This is a genomic window from Ralstonia sp. SET104 (assembly GCF_003851545.1).
In the GTDB taxonomy this organism is placed as follows: domain Bacteria; phylum Pseudomonadota; class Gammaproteobacteria; order Burkholderiales; family Burkholderiaceae; genus Ralstonia.
On record NZ_BHVX01000001.1, the window covers coordinates 356894 to 380164 of the forward strand.

General features: G+C 65.0%; 14 protein-coding genes. 5 read left to right on the forward strand and 9 right to left on the reverse strand.

Annotation, left to right across the window (positions count from 1 at the left end):
- Positions 1-50 precede the first annotated feature (50 nt).
- The 4 genes from glgB to glgA are packed head-to-tail and all read right to left on the reverse strand — an operon-like array spanning position 51 to position 11136.
- Positions 51-2396 (reverse strand): 1,4-alpha-glucan branching protein GlgB, encoded by a 2346-nt coding sequence (glgB, locus tag PSUB009319_RS01630; RefSeq protein ID WP_124380505.1) that lies wholly within the window; start codon positions 2394-2396, stop codon positions 51-53.
- On the reverse strand, positions 2393-5887 hold the full coding sequence (gene treS / locus PSUB009319_RS01635) for a maltose alpha-D-glucosyltransferase (RefSeq protein ID WP_124380506.1): 3495 nt from the start codon (positions 5885-5887) through the stop codon (positions 2393-2395). Before treS ends, glgB begins: the two co-directional genes overlap by 4 nt.
- Positions 5884-9474, reverse strand: coding sequence for a maltotransferase domain-containing protein (locus PSUB009319_RS01640; RefSeq protein WP_124380507.1), 3591 nt, complete (start codon positions 9472-9474; stop codon positions 5884-5886). The genes treS and PSUB009319_RS01640 overlap by 4 nt, the downstream gene beginning before the upstream one ends.
- A gap of 30 nt (positions 9475-9504) precedes the next feature.
- The gene (glgA, locus tag PSUB009319_RS01645; protein WP_124380508.1) at positions 9505-11136 is read right to left on the reverse strand and encodes a glycogen synthase GlgA; all 1632 of its coding nucleotides are present in this window, start codon (positions 11134-11136) and stop codon (positions 9505-9507) included.
- Positions 11137-11538: 402 nt separating this feature from the next.
- Between glgA and ahpC the strand changes: the two genes are divergently transcribed.
- The gene (ahpC, locus tag PSUB009319_RS01650) at positions 11539-12102 is read left to right on the forward strand and encodes an alkyl hydroperoxide reductase subunit C (protein ID WP_124380509.1); all 564 of its coding nucleotides are present in this window, start codon (positions 11539-11541) and stop codon (positions 12100-12102) included.
- A 124-nt stretch (positions 12103-12226) separates the two neighbouring features.
- Positions 12227-13801, forward strand: coding sequence for an alkyl hydroperoxide reductase subunit F (ahpF, locus tag PSUB009319_RS01655; protein ID WP_124380510.1), 1575 nt, complete (start codon positions 12227-12229; stop codon positions 13799-13801).
- Between the two features lie 87 nt (positions 13802-13888).
- Here ahpF and PSUB009319_RS01660 read toward each other — a convergent pair whose 3' ends face one another.
- Positions 13889-14776 (reverse strand): LysR family transcriptional regulator, encoded by an 888-nt coding sequence (locus tag PSUB009319_RS01660; RefSeq protein WP_124380511.1) that lies wholly within the window; start codon positions 14774-14776, stop codon positions 13889-13891.
- 490 nt (positions 14777-15266) lie between these two features.
- Here PSUB009319_RS01660 and fur point away from each other — a divergent pair, with 490 nt between their 5' ends.
- Complete coding sequence (gene fur, locus PSUB009319_RS01665; protein ID WP_124380512.1) at positions 15267-15731, forward strand: ferric iron uptake transcriptional regulator; 465 nt, start codon at positions 15267-15269, stop codon at positions 15729-15731.
- Positions 15732-15827: 96 nt separating this feature from the next.
- Positions 15828-16079, forward strand: coding sequence for a hypothetical protein (locus PSUB009319_RS01670; protein WP_124380513.1), 252 nt, complete (start codon positions 15828-15830; stop codon positions 16077-16079).
- A gap of 9 nt (positions 16080-16088) precedes the next feature.
- Here the strand turns inward: PSUB009319_RS01670 and PSUB009319_RS01675 are convergent, their stop codons facing one another.
- From PSUB009319_RS01675 to PSUB009319_RS01690, 4 genes are all read right to left on the reverse strand, one after another.
- Positions 16089-16394 (reverse strand): hypothetical protein, encoded by a 306-nt coding sequence (locus PSUB009319_RS01675; RefSeq protein ID WP_124380514.1) that lies wholly within the window; start codon positions 16392-16394, stop codon positions 16089-16091.
- Between the two features lie 106 nt (positions 16395-16500).
- Positions 16501-16821: a DUF6587 family protein gene (locus tag PSUB009319_RS01680; RefSeq protein WP_124380515.1), complete on the reverse strand. Its 321-nt coding sequence runs from the start codon at positions 16819-16821 to the stop codon at positions 16501-16503.
- The gene (feoB, locus tag PSUB009319_RS01685; RefSeq protein ID WP_124380516.1) at positions 16818-18683 is read right to left on the reverse strand and encodes a ferrous iron transport protein B; all 1866 of its coding nucleotides are present in this window, start codon (positions 18681-18683) and stop codon (positions 16818-16820) included. Before feoB ends, PSUB009319_RS01680 begins: the two co-directional genes overlap by 4 nt.
- 45 nt (positions 18684-18728) lie before the next feature.
- Positions 18729-19037 carry a ferrous iron transport protein A gene (locus tag PSUB009319_RS01690; protein WP_124380517.1) on the reverse strand — a complete coding sequence of 103 codons (309 nt, stop codon included), beginning with the start codon at positions 19035-19037 and terminating at the stop codon, positions 18729-18731.
- Between the two features lie 689 nt (positions 19038-19726).
- On the opposite strand from PSUB009319_RS01690, the gene PSUB009319_RS01695 reads away from it, so the two are divergent.
- Complete coding sequence (locus PSUB009319_RS01695) at positions 19727-23266, forward strand: EAL domain-containing protein (protein ID WP_124380518.1); 3540 nt, start codon at positions 19727-19729, stop codon at positions 23264-23266.
- Positions 23267-23271 lie beyond the last annotated feature (5 nt).

Genomic DNA, 23271 nt, shown 5'->3' on the forward strand with positions numbered 1-23271 from the left:
GGGATGCACCAGAAACAAAAAGCCAAAGACAGAAGCGTCCAACCGCCGCGTCAAACCTTCAACACAACAACGCCCAGCGGTGGCAACCGCAACACCAACGACTGGCCCTGCCCATGCGCAGCCACATGGTCCACATCCACCGCGCCACCGTTCCCCAGGCCTGTGCCGCCATACACGGCAGCATCGGTATTCAGCACCTCACGCCACTGCACGGCACCCTGCGCAGGCGGTACGCCAATGCGATACCCCTCGCGCGGCACAGGTGTCATGTTCGCCACCACCAGCATTGGCCGCCCCTCTCCGTCCAACCGCAGGAACGCAAACACACTGTTGGTCCGATCATCGCCAATTACCCAGTTGAACCCCTCGGGCGCAGTGTCTCGCGCGTGCAAAGGCGGTTCGCTGCGGTACTGCGCGTTGAGATCGTGCACCAGCCGTTGCACCCCACGGTGCCGCGGGTCGTCCAGCAGGTGCCATTCGGGCGATGCATCGTGGTTCCATTCGCCCACCTGCCCGAACTCGCACCCCATGAAGAGCAGCTTCTTGCCGGGGTGGGTCCACATGAATGCCAGATAGGCGCGCAGGTTGGCCAGCCGCTGCCATTCATCACCGGGCATCTTGCCCAGCAGCGAGCCCTTGCCGTGCACCACTTCGTCGTGCGAGATCGGCAGGATGAAATGCTCTGAGAACGCGTACACCAGCCCGAACGTCATGCCGTCGTGATGGTGCTGGCGGTACACCGGATCGCGCTGCATGTAGTGCAGCGTGTCGTGCATCCAGCCCATGTTCCATTTGTAGTCGAATCCCAGGCCGTTGAATTCCACCGGAGCGGTCACGCCGGGCCACGCGGTGGATTCTTCGGCGATGGTGATAGCGCCGGGGCAACGTTCGTGCACCACGGTGTTCATCTGCCGTAGAAAGGCGACCGCTTCGAGGTTTTCGCGGCCGCCGTAGCGGTTGGGCACCCATTCGCCCGCGCGGCGCGAGTAGTCCCGATAGAGCATCGATGCCACGGCGTCCACGCGCAGGCCGTCGATGTGGAAGCGCTCCAGCCATTCCAGCGCGCTGGCGATCAGGAAGCCGCGTACTTCGTTGCGGCCGAAGTTGTAGATGAGCGTGTTCCAGTCCTGATGGAAGCCTTCGCGCGGGTCTTGGTGTTCGTACAGCGCGGTACCGTCAAATTGCGCCAGGCCATGCGCGTCGGTCGGGAAGTGCGCGGGCACCCAGTCGACGATGATGCCCAGGCCCGCCTGGTGGCAGCGGTCGACAAAGCGCGCAAACGCCTCTGGCGAGCCAAAGCGCGCAGACGGCGCGAACAGCCCCAGTGGTTGATAGCCCCAACTGCCGCCGAACGGGTGCTCGGCTACCGGCAGCAGTTCGATATGCGTGAAGCCGAGCGCGGTGACGTAGGGGATCAGCCGATCGGCCAGTTCATCCCAGTGCAGGTTGCGGCCGCCGTCTTCCAGATCGCGCAGCCATGAGCCGGCGTGCACTTCATAGATGCTGATGGGCGCGTCGGGCTTCTGGCGTTCGGCGCGCGTCTGCATCCAATCGTCGTCGCTCCAGCGCAGGGGGGCCGGGTCGGCCACGACCGATGCGGTGGCGGGCGGTGGTTCGGTCTGGCGGGCGGCGGGGTCGGCCTTGACCACCAGCCGGCCATTGGCACCGACCAGCTCGAACTTGTAGCGCGCGCCGGGGCCCGCGCCCAGGCCGCTGGGCAGGAACAGTTCCCACACGCCGGCCTGGTGGCGCAGGCGCATCGGGTGGCGGCGGCCGTCCCATTGGTTGAAGTCGCCCACCACGGATACACGCTGCGCGTTTGGTGCCCACACCGCAAAGCGCACCCCGCTGATACCGTCGATGCGAATGGCCTGCGCGCCCAGGCAGCTTGTCAGCGCCCAATGCGTACCGTCGTTGAGCAGGTGCAGGTCCAGGTCTCCCAGCAGCAGGCCGAAGGCGTACGGGTCTTCGGTTTCCTGCACGGCGTCATGGCCCGCCCGGCCTGTACCGGCAGGCCAGATGATGCGCAGGCGGTAGGCCTGCGGGTGGCCCTGCATGTCACTGCCCGCGTTTTGTGCGTCTTGCGCGTCTTGCGCATCGGTGCGCAGTGGGCCGTGGAACAGCCCCGTGCGGCCCACCGGCGCCAACTCGGTGATGATCTGGCCGCGTGTGTCGATGGTTTGCACGCGGCGTGCACCCGGATAGAAGGCACGCACGACCCAGCGCGCGCCGTCATCGGTGTCCACGCGATGCGGCCCGAGCACGGCGAACGGATCGCCCACGCGGCCATGTGTGAGCGCATCGACGCGCATCTGGTCAACGCCGGGCGGCAGCACCACCGGCGGTTCGGGCGCGGCGGCGGGTTGAGCCGGGGTGGCAAAGTCGAGCGCGGTCACGGTGGGCCTCCGGTCGAATCGTCCGCAGCGGGTGATGGGGCCTCTGCATGCAGCAGGCGGCGTGCCACGCGCGTGAGGCCTGTCAGCGGAATCGGCAACCAGCCTGGGCGGTTGGACGCTTCGTAGTTGACCTCGTATGCGGCTTTTTCCAAGAGAAAAAGATCGAGCAGGTGGAGATCGACCACGGGCTGATCCAGCGCATTCAGATCGGGCCCGCGAATGGCAGCGGCATACGCCTGCAGGAAGCGTTCGGTGGACGCCGCGCGGAATCGTTCCAGCAGGTGATTACGGCGCTCCTGCGCGGGGCCGGCCACGTGCTCGGGGCCTTGCCGCATGGCGCCCACCACGTAGTCGAGCGAGCGCATCAGCCCGGCCACGTCGCGCAGCGGGCTGGTCTTGCGCCGGCGCTCTTCCACGGGGCGCGAGGGCTCGCCTTCAAAGTCGATCAGGAAGGCATCGCCCTGCGCCACCAGCACCTGACCGAGATGGAAATCGCCATGGATGCGCGAGAGCGTGGCGCCCAGGCCGTCGGCGGCATGCGCGCGTGCGGCGTCGAGCAGCGCCCGGCGTTGCGACAGCAGCCACTGCACGTCGGGTTGCAGTGGGCTGTCGGGGTTTTGCTGTTGCCATGCTGTCAGGTTGTCGTGCGCGCGGGTGAGCTGTTCGCTCACGCGGGCGGTCCAGTAGGTAGCGTCGCCGGTGTCGGCAATGCGCGCACCAAAGTTCGGGTCTTCGGTGGGCGCCGCCAGCGCAGCATGCAACTCGCCCAGACGCGTGCCGATGACGCCGATGAAGTTGACGTAGCCAGCCAGCGCTTCAGCGGTATCAACGCGCGCTTCCGTAACGGCTACCGGGGAGGACTCGCCATCGCCAGCGGTCACGCCTTCCATCTGCACGGCCAGTTCGTCGATGGTGCGGCGCAGGTAGTCCAGCGCCCACGTCCATGCATCGCCCTGGTTGGGCACGAAGCTCTGCATGACGGCCAGCGTGGCGCGCTCGCCATCGGCAGCGTGGTGAGAAATCTCGCCGATCAACGGGGCCGTGTTGGCATAGCCCACGCGTGTGAGGTGCCGCGTCATCTCCACCTCGGGATGGATGCCGTTGGCAATGCGGCGGATCAGCTTGACGATGACGGACTCGCCAATCACCAGCGAACTGTTCGATTGCTCGGCCGCCAGCCAGTGGATCGGCGTATCTGGAGCGAGCGGCAGTGGGGCCGGGCGCACGGCCCCTGCCTCGGCACTTTCTGCGGGCGCGGCCAGCTCTGCGATATTGGGCTCGGGTTCAAACCGCACGGTGCCATCGTTGGCTTCCAGCGTGACGCCGCGCACGAGGTTGGTGAGCAGCGCACGGGCGAAGGTCTCGGTGGCGAAGGCGTCGGTCAGGTAGCCGACATGGCGGCCACGTCGCACGCGTGCCAGCGCGAGCTGAATCGGCAGCGCAGGCAGCGTGGCCGATTCCCATGCAATCGACAGCGGCAGCAGGTAGCGCTCGACGCGCTCGGTGCCATCAGGGGCCCCCAGCGTGACGGCCACTTCGTTGAAGAACACCTCGGGCCGCGTCGCCCCGGCCAGCGGGCGGTTGGTGGATGCGGCATCTACCGGCACCGCTGCGCCCCAGGCGAATTTCGCGCCGCGCAGCACGCTGTCCTTGGCGGCAAACCAGCGGCGCTTGGGTAAATACGTGGGCAGGATTTCGCGTTCGATCTGCTGGCGGTGCGCCTCGCGCAGGCGCGTGTCGGCCAGGGCATCAAGCCCTGCGCGCAGCACCAGCGTCGTGAACTCGGGCAATTGCTCGGCGGCCGGCTGCGACCAGCTCGGGCCGGGTTCGTTCTCGCGCAGCTCCAGCCAGTAGAACGCGTATGGCGGCAGCGTGAGCAGATACGGCAACTGGCCGATGGGCGGAAACGCCGTGCCGCCAATCAGCTCCACCGGCACACGCTGCGCAAAGGCCGCCAGGTCCAGCTCTACGGCCTGTGAAGCACGCGAGAGATTGGCCACGCACAGGATGGGCGCCTCGCCTTCCAGTGCGCGGATATACGCCAGCACCTTGCGGTTGGACGGCTGCAGGAACTGGATCGAGCCACGCCCGAACACGCGATGCCGCTTGCGTGTGGCGAGCAACCGCCGCGTCCAGTTCAGCAGCGAATGCGCGTCACGGCTCTGCGCTTCCACGTTCACCGATTCATAGCCGTACAGCGAGCCCATGATGGCCGGCAGCACAAGCTGCTCAGGGTCCGCGCGCGAGAAGCCGCCGTTGCGGTCGGGCGACCACTGCATGGGCGTGCGCACGCCGTCGCGGTCGCCCAGGTGGATGTTGTCGCCCATGCCGATCTCGTCGCCGTAGTACATGACGGGCGTGCCGGGCATCGAGAACAGCAGGCTGTTCATCAGCTCCACGCGGCGGCGGTCGCGCTCCAGCAGCGGCGCGAGGCGGCGGCGGATGCCGAGGTTCAGGCGCGCGCGGCGGTCGCTGGCGTAGACCTCCCAGAGGTAATCGCGCTCGGCGTCGGTCACCATTTCGAGCGTCAGCTCGTCGTGGTTACGCAGGAAGATGGCCCATTGGCAGGCGTTGGGCACCTCCGGCGTCTGCCGCATGATGTCGGTGATCGGGAAGCGGTCTTCGCGCGCGATGGCCATGTACATGCGTGGCATCAGCGGGAAGTGGAATGCCATGTGGCATTCGTCGCCGGCACCGAAGTATTCCTGCGTGTCTTCCGGCCACTGGTTGGCTTCGGCCAGCAGCAGGCGGTTCTTGAATTCCGCATCCATGGCCGCGCGGATCTTGCGCAGTACGTCGTGCGTCTCGGGCAGGTTCTCGTTCGACGTGCCCTCGCGTTCCACCAGGTAGGGCACGGCGTCCAGGCGCAGGCCGTCCACGCCCAGGTTCAGCCAGAACTTCATCACCCCGATCACGGCCTTGAGCACGCGCGGGTTGTCAAAGTTCAGATCAGGCTGGTGTGAATAAAAACGGTGCCAGTAGTACGCCTTGGCCACCGGGTCCCAGGTCCAGTTGGAGGGCTCGGTGTCGATAAAGATGATGCGCGTGCCGGCGTACTTCTTGTCGTGGTCCGACCACACATAGAAATCGCGCAATGCCGAACCCGGCTTGGCACGCCGAGCGCGCTGGAACCACGGATGCTGATCCGACGTGTGGTTGATGACGAGTTCCGTGATCACCCGCAGGCCCCGCGCATGCGCTTCGGCAATGAAGCGGCGCGCGTCGGCCATGCTGCCGTAGTCAGGATGCACACCGCGGTATTCGGCAATGTCATAGCCGTCGTCGCGGCGCGGCGACGGATAGAACGGCAGCAGCCAGATCACATCCACACCCAGCTCGGCGATGTAGTCGAGCTTGGAGATCAGGCCGGGGAAATCCCCCACGCCGTCATTGTCGGAATCGCAGAACGATTTGACATGCAGCTGATAGATAACCGCGTCCTTGTACCAGAGCGCGTCGTCCATCAGCAGCGCGGTCGGGTTGCGCGTCATGACGGTTGTTCCTCCGATGGCAGGGCCGGGCGCACGCGCCAGATGGCAAACGGCTGCTCGGGTTCAAGACGGATGTGCTGCCACTTGCCGCGCCACACGGTGCGTTGGCCCCCATCGCCGCTTGCGAGGTTCTCGGCCATCAGCGCGCCGTGGTCGGGCAGGCCCCATTGCCACAGTGGCAGTTCGATGTCGGATTCGTGCGCGTGATTCGGATCGAGGTTGATGGCGATGAACAGCGTGTTGTCGCCAAAGTGCTCGGGCGGTAGCGCGTTGGCCAACTCCGCAGGATTGCCCGGCATCACGGGTGGTGTGGACTTGCTGAAAAACAGGATGTGCTCGCCCGAGGCCGGCTGGAACGTCACGCCCAGGTGCGAGTGCAGCGCCGGATTGGCCCGGCGGATGCGGTTGAGCAGTGCGATTTCTTTGACGATGTTGCCGGGGCGGTTGTGGTCCCACGCACGCAACTGGTATTTCTCGGAGTCGAGGTACTCCTCCTTGCCTGGCAGCGCACGTCCTTCACACAGCTCGAAACCGTTGTAGACGCCCCAGAGGCCAGACAGCGTGGCGGCCAGCGCCGCACGAATCAGGAAGCCCGGCCGGCCTGACGTCTGCAGGAACACCGGGTTGATGTCCGGCGTGTTGACGAATAAGTGCGGGCGGAAGTATTCACGCACCGGCGTGCGCGTCAGCTCGGTCAGGTAATCGATGAATTCCTGCTTGGTATGCCGCCACGTGAAGTACGTGTACGACTGCGAGAACCCCACCTTCGCCAGCCGGTACATCACTTTGGGCCGCGTGAAGGCTTCCGACAGAAACACCGCATCCGGATAGCGCGCCCGCACCTCGCCAATCATCCATTCCCAGAACGGCAGCGGCTTGGTGTGCGGGTTGTCAACGCGGAACAGGCGCACGCCCTCGTCGGCCCAGAACATCACCACATCGCGCAGCGCCGTCCACAGGCCGGGTTTGGCATCGTTCGCGTAGAAGTCGACGTTGACGATGTCTTCGTACTTCTTGGGCGGGTTCTCGGCGTATTTGATGCTGCCGTCGGGGCGCCACGCAAACCAGCCGGGGTGTTCGCGCAGCCAGGGGTGATCGGGCGAGCATTGAATGGCAAAGTCCAGCGCCAGCTCCAGGCCTTTCTCGCGCGCGGCACGTGTCAAGCGCCGGAAGTCTTCCAGCGTGCCAAGCTCCGGGTGAATGGCATCGTGCCCGCCTTGCGCTGCGCCAATGGCGTACGGGCTGCCGGGGTCGTCGGCTTGCGCGCGCAGGCTGTTGTTGCGGCCCTTGCGGTTGGTGCGTCCGATGGGGTGGATGGGCGGGAAATACAGCACGTCGAAGCCCATGCCGCGAATGGCGCCCAGGCGGCGGATCACGTCGTCGAAGGTGCCGTGCCGCTGTTCGTCGTCTGAGGCCGAGCGGGGAAAAAGCTCATACCAGCTCGCAAACGCCGCACCCCCGCGTTCCACCTCCAGCGGGTACGCCACGCTTTCCACATAGAACGGCCGGTAGTGCGAAGCCTGTGCCATCACGTGTGCGGTCACGGGGTCGAGCAGCAGCTTGAGGCGGTGCGCCTGGTCGGCCTCGGCCAGCAGTGCCGCCAGCTTGTGCAGCGCGTCGACGGGCGCGTCCTTGGGCGCATGCTCGGCTGCCTGTGCGACAAGCCGCGCGCCTTCTTCCAGCTCCAGCGTGACGTCCACACCGGCGGTGTGCTTCTTCTCCAGCTCTGACCGGTATGTGCCGAACGCATCGCGCCACGCTGCCACGGCATACACGTGCCGCCCCAGCCGTTCGGGCCGGAAAGCGCCGCGCCAGCGGTCATTGCCAAGCGGCACCATCGGCGCGCGCTGCCAGGCGTCTTCATCCTGCGCGCGCCACAGCAGGTGCACGGCCAGCTTGTCGTGCCCGTCTATCAGCACATCGGCTTCAACGACGATGTCGTCGCCCACCAGGCGCTTTACGGCAAAGCGGCCATCGTCAACCGATGGCTGCACCTGCTCGATGCCGATGCGCGGTGAGGCAATGGCCGCCGCAACGGGTTCTTTCGCGGGCTTCTTCGCTTCGCCGGCCTTTGTGCGTGGGCTCTTGGCGGGCTTGCCTGCTGCGGGGTAGCGCACCGGTGCGTTGCGGAACACGCGCCAGACCTGTACGTCGCCGGGCAGCAGGTCGATCTCGGCCAAAGGCCGGGCGCGGGCACGCAGGGTGTCGTCGCAACTGCCGACGGGTTCGGTCAGCAGATCCAGCGCCACGCCGCGCGTGAAGCCGCCAGCCACGCCGGGCAGGAAGTGGTCGGCATGCACCGACACGCCCATATGCAAGTCGGGGTTGATGACGGTGAGCGTGGCGGCATCACCTGCGCGCAGGTCGGGGCCGTCGGCACGCAGCAGGGCGGTAGCGGGCGCATCGGGGCCGGTGAGCATGCGCAGTTCAGCGTGCGGTGCCACGGCGTTCGTCTCGCGCGCGGCGCGGATGGTGGCGTTCACATCGCGCACCGCGTCGCTCAGGTCGAACGCGGCATGCGCGTCGATCCACTGTTGGTCGGATGGGTCGCCACGTTCGGCCAGCATCGGCAGCAATGCGCCGCGCTCGAAGCCCAGCGGCATCAGCCAGCCGGCATCGAGCGTGTCGGCCACGTGCAGGAGGCGTCGGTATGCGCGTTCACGGATCATCGCATCGCCAAACGCCTGGCCGTAGCGCGTGCCGAACGGCGCCTCCACGGTGGCAATGGGCGGTGCCACGGCGGCCAGGCGCGCGTGTTCTTCCACCATCCAGCCGGCGCGGAAATCCCACCAGCGCAGCGACGAGAACGTCGCGTCAAAACCCGCCCCCGCCAGCGCATCGATTGCCGCGCCGTCCATGCCGGGTGTCCAGGCGAGCAAGCGTGCGGCGCCGCCGTCCTTACGCACGTCGGCAATCAGCGTGCGCCAGCGTTCTGCCGGCAGCCGTGCGGGCGCCTCGCAGCGGAATCCACCAATGCCCAATGCGGCCCATGCGCGCAACTGCTGCGTCCACCATGTGAGGATGGCATCGGCGCAGTGCGGGCTGTCGTGGCGGAACGAGGCCACCTCCAAGTGCGAAGGCGGCAGGCGCGGGTCCAGCGCGTCGCCGTCTTCGGCGTGGCTGGCGAACCAGTCGGGGTGATCGGCACGCAAGGGTGCATCAATGGCCACGCGGTCAATCACCAAGTCGAGCAGCAGCGTAAGCCCACGTGCGCGGCAGCCTTCGGCCAGTTTGGTGAGGGCGGTATCGGCCGGCCCGCCGCCCAGCGCGGCATGCAGTTCAGCATGGTCACGCGTGACGAACACATTGCCGGCTGCACCCACCGCAAACGGTGGCGCCATCAGCACATGGTCGAAACCCAGTGAGGCAATGCGATCGAGCACGCCGTCCCACCGGTCGAGCCTGCCCAGTTGCAGCGGATGCACGTAGCAGATGGCGGGAGCGTAAATGGGCGCCGCTGCCGCAACGGGCGGGTGTCCGGTCGGCTTGGTTGCCGATTTGGCTTCGCTGCCGGACGGCTTGGCGGCCTTGAGCGCAGCCGTGGTTTTACGTGAAGTGGCGGGCTTGGGCGACTTGGTCTCGGGCATGCGTGAAAGCGTGGCGGAACGTCAGTGCGATCAGGCGCGGATCTTCTCGGCACTGGCGGCGCGCGCCACCGCGTGCGCTCGGATCTCGTCGGACAGCGCCGTCGAGCGTCGCCGCGCCGGCGTACGCACAGGTTGGTTGGGTCGGGGCGCGTGCACCGCGTCCGGTGCGGCGGGCGCGTGCGCCAGTGCCACAGCGGGCATGGGCGTGGCGGCCGGCACCAGCGTGCGATACAGCGCGACATATTCACGGGCGGGCTGCGACCACCCGAAGTCGGTCGTCATGCCGTTGTATTGCAGGATGCGCCACGCCTGCGGCTGGGCGAAGATGCGCAGCGCGCGCTCAACAGCGGCCACCATGGCGTTGGCCGTATCGCCGTCAAACAGAAAACCGGTGGCGCCGTGCAACGCCGCTTCGGGCGAGCCACGGTCGGTGATGGTGTCCATCAGTCCGCCCACGCGTGACGCAACCGGTACCGTGCCGTAGCGCATTGAATAAAGCGGCGTCAGGCCGCACGGCTCGAAGCGGCTGCCGTGCAGCAGGACGTCAGCGCCGGCATGCAGCAGGTGGGCGTAGGCCTCGGTGTAGCCGATCTTCGCGGCTACCTGGCGCGGATAGCGCGCCGCCAGTTCAGCCATGCCGGTCTCGTACGCGTGTTCACCGCAGCCGAGCACGACCACCTGCAACTGCGGGTTGGATTCCAGCAGTTGCGGCAACGCCTGCAACGCCACGTCGGCCATCTTCTGATGCGTCAGGCGGCTGCCGACGGCCAGCAGGGGTGCCTTGGCATCTTCGGGCAGCCCAAAGCGCTGCTGCAGCACGCGTTTGGCGGTGTGCTTGCCGCTCAGATTGGCGGCAAAGAACGGCTGCGGCAGCAACGGATCTTTCGACGGGTTCCACACATCGTTGTCGATGCCGTTGAGGATGGCAACCAGGTCTTGCTGACGCGCACGCAGCAGGTCTTGCATGCCGCAACCCGCGGTGTCGGTCAGGATCTCGCGCGCATACGCGTGGCTTACGGTGGTGATGCGGTCGGCCCACAGCAGGCCGGCTTTCATGAAGCTGAACTGGCCCCAGAACTCGGCCTCGTGCGCCGCATCGGGCGGCACACCAATATCCGGCACCACGCGCATCGGAAAATTGCCCTGGAACGCGAGGTTGTGCACGGTAAAGACCGTCTTGACCGGTACCTGCGCACGCTTGACGAACAGCGGTACCAGCCCCGCATGCCAGTCATGCGCCTGCACGATGTCAAAGCGATGCACACCCGGCACGCCACCCGCCACGCGCGCAGCGGCCTGGCTGAAGGCGGCAAAGCGCAGCGCGTTGTCTTCATACGGCTCGCCGTGGTCATCAAGGTACGGATTGCCCGGCCGGGCGAAGAGCGCAGGCGCGTCGAACAGCAATACCGGAATGCCCTGTGCGCCCATACGACCGCTCAGCAGGCGCGCACGGCCGCCGGGCAGGTCGGCCCATTCGCACACGGTGTGCGTGTGCTGCAACTGTGCGATGGCGTCGGGATAGCCCGGCAGCATCACCGTCACTTTCAGGCCGGCGCGCCGCAGTGCGTTCGCGCACGCCCCGACCATATCTCCGAGCCCGCCGGTCTTGGCCAGCGGCACAGCTTCAGAAGCGACAAAGAGAACGTTCAGCGGCAAGGTCATGCTCCCGGAGGAATCGCCTGCCGGGCCATCAGCCACTTGCATGAGCAGTGGAGGGCGCCGGTGCGCGGCGGAGGTTTGCGATCCTCCCCATCGCGCAAGAGCTATGCCAGTCGGACAGACGCTGACAAGGCTGTGGGCTTCACCCACGCTGCCTTGGCTGTACGTGATGCGTGCGCTGCGGGAGCACGTGCGGGGTGTGCAACCTGCGGCGGCGCTGTGTAATTTCGCCTATGCGCGCAGGCGCACGTTGGAGGTAAGAGGGCACTTCAGGGCGTAAGCGCTCGGTTGTTCGCGTAATAGAAAAAAACAATCGGAAAAATCGGATCAATCAACTTGTGCAATGCATCGAACGACGATACGATCCACTCCGTTGTCAACCAAGCAACCCAACCGAAAACCACTATGTCGCTGATCAATACTCAAGTCCAACCGTTCAAGGCCCAAGCGTTCCATAACGGCAAGTTCATCGAAGTCTCGGATGAGTCGCTCAAGGGCAAGTGGTCCGTGCTGATCTTCATGCCGGCCGCATTCACGTTCAACTGCCCGACCGAAGTGGAAGACGCCGCTGATAACTACGCTGAATTCCAGAAGGCTGGCGCCGAGGTCTACATCGTCACGACTGACACGCACTTCTCGCACAAGGTGTGGCACGAAACCTCGCCGGCTGTGGGCAAGGCCCAGTTCCCGCTGGTGGGTGACCCGACGCATCAACTGACCAACGCCTTCGGCGTGCACATTCCCGAAGAAGGCCTGGCCCTGCGCGGCACGTTCGTGATCGACCCGCAAGGCACGATCAAGACGATGGAAGTGCACGACAACGCCATCGCCCGTGACGTGAAGGAAACCCTGCGCAAGCTCAAGGCTGCCCAGTTCGTCGCCAACAACCCGGGCAACGTGTGCCCGGCCAAGTGGAACGAAGGCGCGAAGACCATCAAGCCGAGCCTTGACCTGGTCGGCAAGATCTAAGTTGTCAGGCTGTTGCTGCAGAAATGCAGCGGTAAAAAACGGCCGGCTCTGCCGGCCGTTTGCTTAAGGGCAGGCGGCATGTGTCGCCCCCGGTTACAGAATCAACGCTTATAAGGAAGTCGTCATGCTGGATGCTGATGTCAAGGCCCAACTGAAGGCCTACCTCGAACGCCTCGTGCAGCCCATTGAGCTGATCGCCAACGTCGATGACAGCGAGGGCGCCCGCGACATGATGGACCTGCTGCGCGATGTGGCCGAGCAGTCCAGCATGATCGTGCTGACTGAACAACGTGACAGCGCAGAGCGTGCACCGTCGTTCCTGATCCGCCGCACCGGTTCCGGCGTGAGCGTGCGTTTTGCCGCCGTCCCGACCGGCCACGAGTTCACCTCGCTGGTGCTGGCGCTGCTGCAGGTGGGCGGCTATGCGCCCAAGCTCGAAGCCGACGTCATTGAACAGATTCGCAATATCGAAGGGGATTTCCGCTTCGAGACCTACATGTCGCTCACGTGCCAGAACTGCCCGGATGTGGTCCAGGCGCTGAACGTGATGTCCGTGATCAACCCGCGCATCCAGCACGTCGCCATTGACGGCGCGCTGTTCCAGGGTGAAATCGAAGCGCGCCAGATCATGGCCGTGCCGACCGTGTTCCTGAACGGCGAAACGTTCGGCACGGGCCGCATGGGCGTGGAAGAGATCCTCGCCAGGATCGACACCGGCGCTGCCGCGCGCGATGCTGAAAAGCTCGCGGCCAAGGAGGCGTACGACGTGCTGATCGTCGGCGGTGGCCCGGCGGGCGCGGCGGCTGCCGTGTACGCGGCACGCAAGGGCGTGCGCACCGGTGTGGTGGCCGAACGCTTTGGCGGCCAGGTGCTCGACACGCTGGGCATCGAGAACTTCATCTCCGTGCAGGAAACCGAAGGGCCGAAGTTTGCCGCCGCGCTGGAGCAGCACGTGCGCCAGTACGACGTCGACATCATGAACACGCAGCGCGCGGTCAAGCTCACGCCTGCGACCGCGCCGGGCGGCTTTGCCGAGGTGACGCTGGCCAACGGCGCGGTGCTCAAGGGCCGCTCGGTCATCCTGTCAACCGGCGCGCGCTGGCGCAATGTCAACGTGCCGGGCGAGCAGGAATACAAGAACAAGGGCGTTGCCTATTGCCCGCACTGCGATGGCCCGTTGTTCAAGGGCAAGCGCGTGGCTGTGATCGGCGGTGGCAACTCGGGTGTGGAAGCGGCCATCGATCTGGCCGGCCTGGTGAGCCACGTCACGCTGGTCGAATTTGCCGGTGAGCTGAAGGCCGATGCCGTGCTGGTGCGCAAGCTGCAAAGCCTGCCGAACGCGACCATCGTTACCAACGCGCAGACCACCGAGATCACCGGTGACGGCCAGAAGGTCAATGGCCTGCGCTACAAGGACCGCGTTGGCGGCGTCGAGCACACAGTCGAGCTTGAAGGCGTGTTCGTGCAGATCGGCCTGGTGCCCAACACCGAATGGCTGGACGGTGCCCTGGAGCGCAACCGCTTCGGCGAGATCGTCGTCGATGCGCGTGGCCAGACCAGCGCGGAAGGCGTGTTTGCCGCAGGCGACGCGACTACCACGCCGTACAAGCAGATCATCATCGCCACCGGTGATGGTGCAAAGGCCGCATTGTCGGCGTTTGACCACCTGATTCGCGTACCGCTGGCGGAAGCCGCCTGAAGCCGCCTGAAGCTGAAACGCGCTGCAGGAAGCCGGACCACGTAATCAGCGGGTCCGGCTTTTTCTTTTTCTTTGGCGCTTTGGCGCTCAGCCGGCAGCGGACTGCAGCACCTGTGCCCGCGCGCTGCACATATCGACCAGCCGATCGCGCAGCGCGCGCCCCGCGCTGTCGAGGTCCGGCCGCGCAAACAGTGCCAGCTCCAGCCCGCCGATTTCCGGAAAGCCATCGCCCGCGCCGAGCACGCGATGCCCAGGCTGCACGCTGCTGGCCGGTAACAGGCTCACACCCAATCCTGCGCTGACAGCCGCACACAGGCTCGCCAGGCTCGGACTCGAATACGTGATACGCCACGGCTGGCCGATCGCTTCCAGCGCGTGCAGCATCTCCTGCCGATACAGCGCGCCCACCGGAAACACCACCAGCGGCAGCGCGGGTTCCGATGACCCGAGCGGCAGCGTGTGTGGTCGCTCGGCGCTGTCGATCCAGCAGACCGGTTCAGCCCAGCGCGCATGGCAATCGCTATCGGTGCCCCATTGCTTGACCAGCAGCATGTCCAGATCGCCGTTGCGGTACAGACGCAGCAGGTGGTGCGAGAGGCCGCTTTCCACTTCCAGCCGCAACCGTGGGCGCTCGCGCGCAAAGCTGGCGATGAGCGGCATCAGCGCGCCGCTGCCGAGGTCTTCCGGTACGCCCAGGCGCAGCACCCCCCCGGTGTGCTCGGGGCTGAGCGCTTCGCTCGCTTCGTTGGCCAGCCGCAGCAGACGGCGCGCGTAGCCGAGCAACCGGTCGCCTTCTTCGGTCGGCAGCACTTGTCGCTGGCTGCGGTCGAGCAGGCGGCAGTCCAATTGCTGCTCCAGCCGCAGGATTTGCTGGCTGACGGTTGATTGCGTCAGATGCAGGTGCTCGGCTGCCCGCGTGAAGTTGCCCGTGTCCACCACGGTGACAAAACTGCGTAGCAAGATCAGATCAATCATTCAAAAAATCTCTGATAGAGATTTTGTCATTTAATTTTGAAATACATCGGCGTGCAAGCCGGTTGGGGCGGTGTAACGCGGGCGCCTCGAAAAAAACACTTGTAATGCGAATCATTCGCATTTATAGTGCATCCATTCGACAGCGCTGCAGCCGATGGAACCGCCCCTCAGGGCGCATCACCCAAGGCACGGCGCATCGAACCGAATTTCGCTGCGTGCGTCGGCCGTTCCATGAGTCGGCGCCCGGCAACCGATCTTTTGTGGGGACCGCTCTGACACACAGAGCGTTTGGCAGTAGCAAGCCGCCCGACAGTCGGGAAAGCACTCAGACCCCGCTTTCCCGACTGCGACTTTCCCGGGCTGCCAGCCATGCCGTTTTTTTTTCAGAACGCTGCGACCCCGTCTGCACAGTTGCGGCGCCCGTCGCCTCCGGTTCTGACCCGCTGTCGCACTCTGCCTGCTGTACCCAAATCCCGCCCCAACGAACGTCATGCCAAACTCGACCGACCTGCCCGATTTGCATAGAGCCGGGCTCAAAGCCACGTCGCCGCGCGTCAGGATCCTGGAAATCCTCGCTGCTGGCACAGACCACGGCCGCCATCTGAGCGCTGAAGGTGTATATCGCCAGTTGCTGACGGCGGAACTCGACATCGGCATCTCGACGGTCTACCGCGTGCTCAATCAGTTGGTGGATGCCGGCGTGCTGCTGCGTCATACGTTTGAGGCCGGCCACGCGGTGTATGAGCTGAACGAGGGCGCGCATCACGATCACCTGATCTGCCTGTCGTGCGGCCGTGTGGAAGAGTTTCACGACGACGCCATTGAGTCGCGGCAGGAGCGTGTGGCCAACGAGCGCGGCTTTGTGCTGCGCGATCACGCGCTGGCGCTCTACGGCGTGTGCCCGGCATGCCAAGCGGGAGCGGGTGTGTCCGGCACGGTTGGATTGAACGCGTGATGTGATCCGGTAACTTGCTGAAACAGTATCGGCGGAATCATGGCGAAACTCACCGCGCGCTCTGGGTTCCAACTCCCTGTTATCCAGGAGATGCCGATGCAACGCCGTCTGAAGTCCGAAGATGAACTCAAGACCTTGCTGGCCCGCTGCGTCCAGCAACATCCGGAATGCGCACAGTGCGAACTGCGCGCGATGTGCATTCACCGCCCCGACCACACCGGCTGCAATTGGAGCGCCGAGTTTGATTTTCCGGACGACGACGATGCCGCCGCCATTCGCGGCCTGTCGGTCGCCAAACGTCTGCTGACGCGCGCACGCACGCAGTACAACGTGGTGCCGGCGCAGTAACCGCGCTGCTTACCCTTTTGCCTGACGCGAAATACGCTCAAGCAGCGCGCGAGCGCTTTCACCGTGCCCCTGCTGTGCCAGCAGACGCGCATTCAGCACGAGATTTTCGAGGACCAGTTTGGCGATGCTCGCCGTGAGGGAAGCGATCACCTCGTCCGGGCTGAAGTGGGCCTCTTCCATTTGCGACAGCTGGCGCGATACCAGCTTGCAGACCAGGCCGCGCAGCATCTGCTCATCGAAGGGCAGGTTAGCGAAATCTACCGGGTCTTCCTTCTCGACTTCCGCAATCAACTGGACCAGCAATTCTTCGGTCATGACGCGTCCCCCGTTCAGGTTTGGACCAGTCTACGCTTGCGTTCGCCAAAAATAAAACGGGCCCGCGTGATGCGAGCCCCTTGGTGTTGTGGCGTTGCGTCGGCCGCTATTTGCGGCGCACGAAGCGGATCGGCTGTTCAACCGCCGCGGATGACGACGCTTCACCCGACGCACAGCCACTGCAACCGCTGCCGCATGCGCTGCCCGAAAGCGGATCGGAATGGCACGACGGCGACTCACCCGGCGTGAGCAGGCGCTGCCCGAAGGTGCGCATCCAGCCCGGCCGCGACGGCCGATCACACCAGCCCGCCACACGTGCCATCGCACGGGCACGCGTGGCTGGCGCATAACGGCTGGTCAGCGACAGCGCGCTCAGTGCTACGACCGTGGCGACAACGCCCGTTTCGACAACGTGATACACGCTCATGTCAGCACCCGTGTGATCTGATAGGTGGCGAAGGCGGCCAGGTAGGCCAGCGCGAAGAGGTAACCGGCGGTGCCCGCCATGACTTTCCACGAATTGGTTTCGCGGCGGATGGTGGCCAGCGTCGAGATGCACTGCGGCGCGTACACGTACCATGCCAGGAAGGCCAGTGCCGTGGCCAGCGACCATTGCTGGGAGATGATCGGCGCCAGTTGTGCTGCCGCATCTTCATTTGCAGCCGACAGCGAATACACCGTCGCCAACGCACCCACGGCCACTTCGCGTGCAGCCATGCCCGGAACCAGCGCCACGCACATCTGCCACGTAAATCCGATGGGCGCGAACACGACTTCCAGCGCGCGGCCGATGTGGCCGGCAAAGCTGTAGTCGATGGCCGGCAGGGTGGCGTTTGCCGGCGGCGACGGGAACGTCGACAGGAACCACAGCAGCACCATCATCTTCAGGATGACCGTGCCGATGCGGCGCAGGAAGATGCGCGCGCGCTCAACCAAGCCGACGATCAGGTTGCGCACGCTGGGCAGGCGGTACGACGGCAGTTCGAGAATGAGCGGGTGCTCGTTGCGATCGCGCTTGAGGTGCTTGAGCACGTAGGCCACCACCAGCGCCGACACGATGCCGGCCATGTACAGCCCGAACAGCACCAGCCCTTGCAGGTTGAACAGGCCCCACACCTGCCGTACTGGAATGAACGCGCCGATCAGCAGCGCATACACCGGCAGCCGCGCAGAACACGTCATCAGTGGTGCTACGAGAATTGTCACCAGCCGGTCGCGCGGGTCCTGAATCGTGCGCGTTGCCATCACGCCGGGGATCGCGCAGGCAAAGCTCGACAGCAGCGGAATGAACGAGCGCCCCGATAGCCCAGCGCCTGCCATCAGCCGGTCGAGCAGGAAGGCCGCGCGCGGCAGGTAGCCCGATTCTTCCAGCGAGAGGATGAACAGGAACAGGATCAGAATCTGCGGCAAAAACACCAGCACGCTGCCCGTGCCGGCAATGATGCCGTTGACGAGCAGGCTCTTGAGCAGCCCATCGGGCATGACCGTGCTGACCCACACGCCCACGGCTTCCACGGCGCCCTGAATGCCGTCCATGAGCGGCTTCGCCCACGAGAACACCGCCTGGAACATGAAGAACATCAGCACAGCCAACAGCGCCAGGCCCAGCACCGGATGCAGCACAATGCGGTCGAGCCGGTCGTCTAGCTCAGCCGTGCTGCGCGGCATGGTGACGGCGGTGTCGAGCAGCCGTTTCACCTCGATGTGCGGGTCGGCGTCAGCAGGCAGCCCGACCGGCACAGCCGGCAGTTGCTCTTGATCGATATGCGTGACGAGATCTGCTGCGCCATTGCGCTTGATGGCCACGGTCTGCACCACCGGCACGCCCAGCGCGGCTTCCAGCTTGGCGCGGTCGATGCGGATGCCGCGACGCTCGGCGGCGTCCACCATATTGAGTGCAAGCACCATTGGCAGGCCCAGGCGCTGCAGCTCCAGCACAAAGCGCAGGTGCAGGCGCAGGTTGGTGGCGTCCACCACGCAGATCAGCATGTCGGGGCGCGACTCTCCCCGGAACGTGCCCAGGCAGATATCGCGCGTGATAGCTTCGTCGGGGCTGGTGGCGATCAGGCTGTAGGCGCCGGGTAAATCCAGGATCTGCACATGTCGGCCCGACGGCGCGGTAAAGCGGCCTTCCTTGCGCTCGACCGTCACGCCCGCATAGTTGGCGACCTTCTGACGACTGCCCGTCAGCAGGTTGAACAGCGCAGTCTTGCCGCAGTTGGGGTTGCCCACCAAGGCAACACGCAATGCAGGTGAAGAAGTGGAGGAGGAAGAGGCGTGCATCTGCATGAAGCCGGATAAGCGGAGCCGTAAAGCGGCGGCAATGAGAGGCGGCTACGCCGCCTCGCGTACCTTGGCGGGCGGGGGCGTCTCAATGGCGGCGACGGCCGCAGTGGGCTGCGTGGCCGCCTCGGCGCGCAAGCGTATGCGTGCGGCCTCCTGGCGGCGTAATGCAAAGCGGGTAAAGCCCACCTGCACGACCAGTGGGTCACCGCCAAATGGGCCGACGGCCACCACGCGCACCTCTTCGCCCGTCACGAACCCGAGTTCGCGCAGGCGTTGGCTGATGGGATCGGCAGGTTCACGGTCTTCAACGTGATCCACCACTGCCGTCGCCCGGCGGGAAAGCTCGGAAAGCCGCATCGTGCGTGATCGTTAACGTAACGTGGTAGGGCAAGTAGGCTAAATGCGAATCGTTTTCATTATATCGCAACATCACCTTGGGAGGGCTGCGGCACTTGGTCGCCAGGATGGTTATTTCGGAAGGGAGGGTTGTTACGGAGGCGGGCGTTGTGCAGAAGGCACACGCGAGAGGGCATGACGGCCAAAACCGCTGCCGATGCAGGGTCTTTCCTAAATTACCCTATCCTGGGTATTGGCCTGAACGGGGACCATTGCCTATGCTTCTACTGCGCTGAACTTCCCCGTTCAAAGCGTATTCTTAAGCCACCGGATACCGCTATCCGGTGGTTTTTTCTATGGGCGCCCGCCGATTGAGGTGACCCCGCACCAGAGGATGCCGACACGGTGACGGCGAGCCTGTCTTGCCGTCGATGAGTACAGCGGCACAGAACGTGTGCCACCACGCACACGCTGCTCGCGAACGACCCCGCCGTGCCGCCTGCCGCGCCGATTTGCAGCCAACTCGCCTATAGACTATCCACAAGTTGCGTGCGATAGGAATTGCAAGCAAAATGCTTGCGCACTGCGTCAGCCGTTATCCTGCACGATGCTGCAACTGCATCGTGCGCCGAGGGGAGGGGCCTTGAGCCGCGCATCGTGCGAACGCAGAGTGCATCCGCTCTCCATATAAGGCTCTACCGGTCATTCAAGTGCCGAAGCACGCTTTCTTTCCCACCACGCTGCGCGGCCGCTTGCTCGCTCTGGCCGCGGTGGCCGCCTTGCCGGCCATCGTCGTGGCGATTGCCGGTGTGGCGCTTTACCGTGACCGGCTCAATGATCACCTTGCCCAGCACCTGACGCACGAGACCGAGGCTGCCGCCGCGCGCATCGGCATGGTGCTCTCCAACGCCAATACGCTGCTCTCCGTGCTGCTGGCCGATGACTCGGCCCTGCGGATAGACGAGCAGGAGTGCAGCCGCTTTGTCAGCCGCGTTTCCCACGACCAAAGTGACCTTGCAGGGCTGGGCCTGATCGATGTGCACAGCAAGGTCGTCTGCACGCCAGATACGGCCGGGCTTGGCATCACGCTGTCGGATCGCCAGTACGTTCGCGACGTCCTTGCGAGCGGCAAGCCGTCGCTCTCGACGTTTTCGACGGGCCGCGTCTCTCATGAAGCCGTACTCATTTCCGGCCGGCCAATGGTGGGCGGCGATGGGACCATCCATGGCGTGGCGTACGCAGCCGTACGACAAAGTGCGCTGATTGCGGCGGCGATGGACGGTATGCCGGATGCGCCCGTCTATCTTGTGGATGCGGCAGGCAACGTGTTGTCGACGCGCGGCGCTTTGGCCCCCGCGCAAGTGCCGGCTGTTGTGCGCGGGCCGCTGCTGGCCACGGCCGGGCAGCAACCGGGCGAACCCGTGCTGGTGGACGATACCGACGGCGTGCGCCGCGCCTACGCCGCCATGGTGGTGCCGCATGCCGCCGGGGGGCGCCTGCGCATCGTGCGCGGGGTGGACGCAACCGACATCGTTCGCCAGCAGCGCAACATGACGCTGGCTGGCGGCGGCGCCATCCTGATGATGGTCGTGATGTTGCTGGCGTTGATCCAGATGGCACTGCGGCGGATGGTCATGCCGCGCATCGACGCGCTGGTGGATGCGGCACGTCATTACGCAACAGGTGATTTTTCTGCCCGTGTGGCAGAGCACGGTATCTTGCGCGATGAGCTCTCTCTGCTTGAGCGCACCTTCAATGAAATGCGCGCCGCCATCCAGCGCCACGATGCCACCGTCCACCGGCTGACCGAACGCTTCCAGCGCGTGGCGCGCGCCACCAACGACTGGATCTTCGACTGGGATATCGCCACAGGCGAGTCATGGGCCAACGCCAGCCTGCACCGGTTGCTTGGCAGTGATGTGCTGCTGGGCCAAGGCGACGACGACGGTGTATCACGCACACTGACCTTCCATCAGTTTGTGCACCCGGATGACGCGGATGCCTTTGGCCAAGAGCTGCGTGCCGTGCTGACTTCGGATCGCGACAGTTGGCAGCACGTCTGCCGCGTGATCGATGCCAACCGCGCCACGCGCACGGTGGAAATTCGCGCGAGCCTTTATCGCGATCAGGATGGCCGTGCCGTGCGCATGGTCGGCGGGGTGACCGATATCTCACAGCGCTCGGCCATTGAGCAGGAACTGCGTAGCAGCGAAGCGAACCTTCGCGTGGCGGAACAGATTGCGCTGTTGGGCAGTTGGCGCTGGGATGTGCTGCGCGATTCGACTACCTGGTCGTCGGGCATGTACGTGCTGACTGGCATGCCGATCGGTGCGCCGCCTGCCTTTGCTCAGCAGGCGCAGTTCTTTACCACCGACAGCTACAACCGCCTGCGCGAAGCCGCCAGCCGCGCCGTGACCGAAGGCGAGCCCTACTCGCTGGACCTGGAGATGATCCGTCTCGACGGCGAGCACCGCTGGGTGCTCTCGCGCGGCAACATCGAGCGCAATGACCACGACGAGGTCGTCGCTCTGTTCGGCACCATGCAGGACATCACCGAGCGGCGCGAATCCGACGAGCAACTGCGGTTGCTGCGGCGCGTAGTTGAATCGGTGCCGTCGGGCATCACGGTGGCCGACGCGCAGCAGCCCGATTTTCCGGTGGTGTACGTGAATCCTGGCTTCGAGCGCATGACGGGGTATCGCGCTGAAGAAGTGCTGGGCCGCAACGCCCGCTTCCTGCACTCGTCCGAGCCGGGGCAGCCGGCGCTCAACGAGGTGCGCGCCGCCCTGCGTGACGAGAGTGAGATCCGCGTGCTGCTGCGCAACTTCCACAAGGACGGTCACGCGTTTTTGAACAACTTCCTGCTCTCGCCCGTGCGCGATGCCAAAGGTGCGGTCACGCACTACGTCGGCATTCAGGACGACGTGACCGAGCAGGAGATGACGCGCACGCGCCTGGCGCAGCATGCCACCATCGATTCGCTCACAGGCTTGCCCAACCGCACGCTGCTGGCCGACCGCGTGCAGCAGTCGGTTGAGATGGCCGCGCGCCAGCGTATCCGCTTCTATGTGGCGCTGGTCAACATTGACCGCTTCAAGGTGGTCAACGACAGCCTTGGCCACTTGTTGGGCGACGAGGTGCTGCGCCGTGTGGCCGAGCGCCTGCGTGATGCGGCCGATACGGTGGACACGGTGGCGCGCTTTGGCGGCGACGTGTTTGCGCTGGTAATCTCGCACGCCGGTTCGCACGGTGTCGATTTCGGTTTTGACCTCTTCGCCGAGCCAGTGCGCGTGGAAGGGCACGAGGTGTTTGTGACGGCGAGCATTGGCGTGGCCGAATACCCGGCACACGGCGCGGACGCTGATACGCTCATTCGCCATGCTGAAATGGCGATGTACTACGCCAAGCAGAATGGCCGCAATCGGCTCGAATTTTTTGCGCCGGAGATGGACATCGGCGTGTCGTATCGCCTGAACCTGGAACATCAGATTCGGGCTGCGCTGGAGCAGGGCCAGTTCCGCTTGCTCTATCAGCCGCAGATCGATACCAAGACGGGCCGCGTGTGCGGGCTGGAAGCGTTGATCCGATGGATTCACCCGACGCGTGGGCTGCTGCCGCCGGCAGCGTTCATTCCGGTGGCCGAAGAAAGCGGGCTGATTGTCGAGATCGGCAATTGGGTGTTGACTGAAGCTGCGCAGCAGCGCGCCGAATGGCACAAACGCGGCCTGGCGGATGATCTGACGCTCGCGGTGAACGTTTCGCCATTGCAGTTCAAGCGCGGCACTGTGCTGCCGACGTTGCTCAAGCTGCAGCGCCAATACGGCCTGAGTTCGGGTTTTCTGGAATTGGAAGTGACCGAATCGATGCTGATGGAAGGCACCGAGCGCACCATTGAAGACCTCACTGCCATTCGTCAGCTCGGTGTGCGCATTGCCATCGACGATTTCGGCACGGGTTATTCGAGCCTGGCGTATCTGAAACGCTTGCCGATCGACCTCATCAAGATCGATCGCGCGTTCGTTAAGGATATTGACCGCGACTCCAACGACGCGGTCATCTGCACGACGGTCGTGGCACTCGCGCACAACCTGGGCGTGAAAGTGTGTGCCGAAGGTGTGGAAGATGCCGCGCAGTCTGCCTTCCTGGTCACGCACCAATGCGACGTGCTGCAGGGCTACTACTTTAGCGAGCCGCTGTTGCCCGATGCGGTGACGGCACTGCTGGAACGCGACACGCGTTTCACACTGTAACGCGC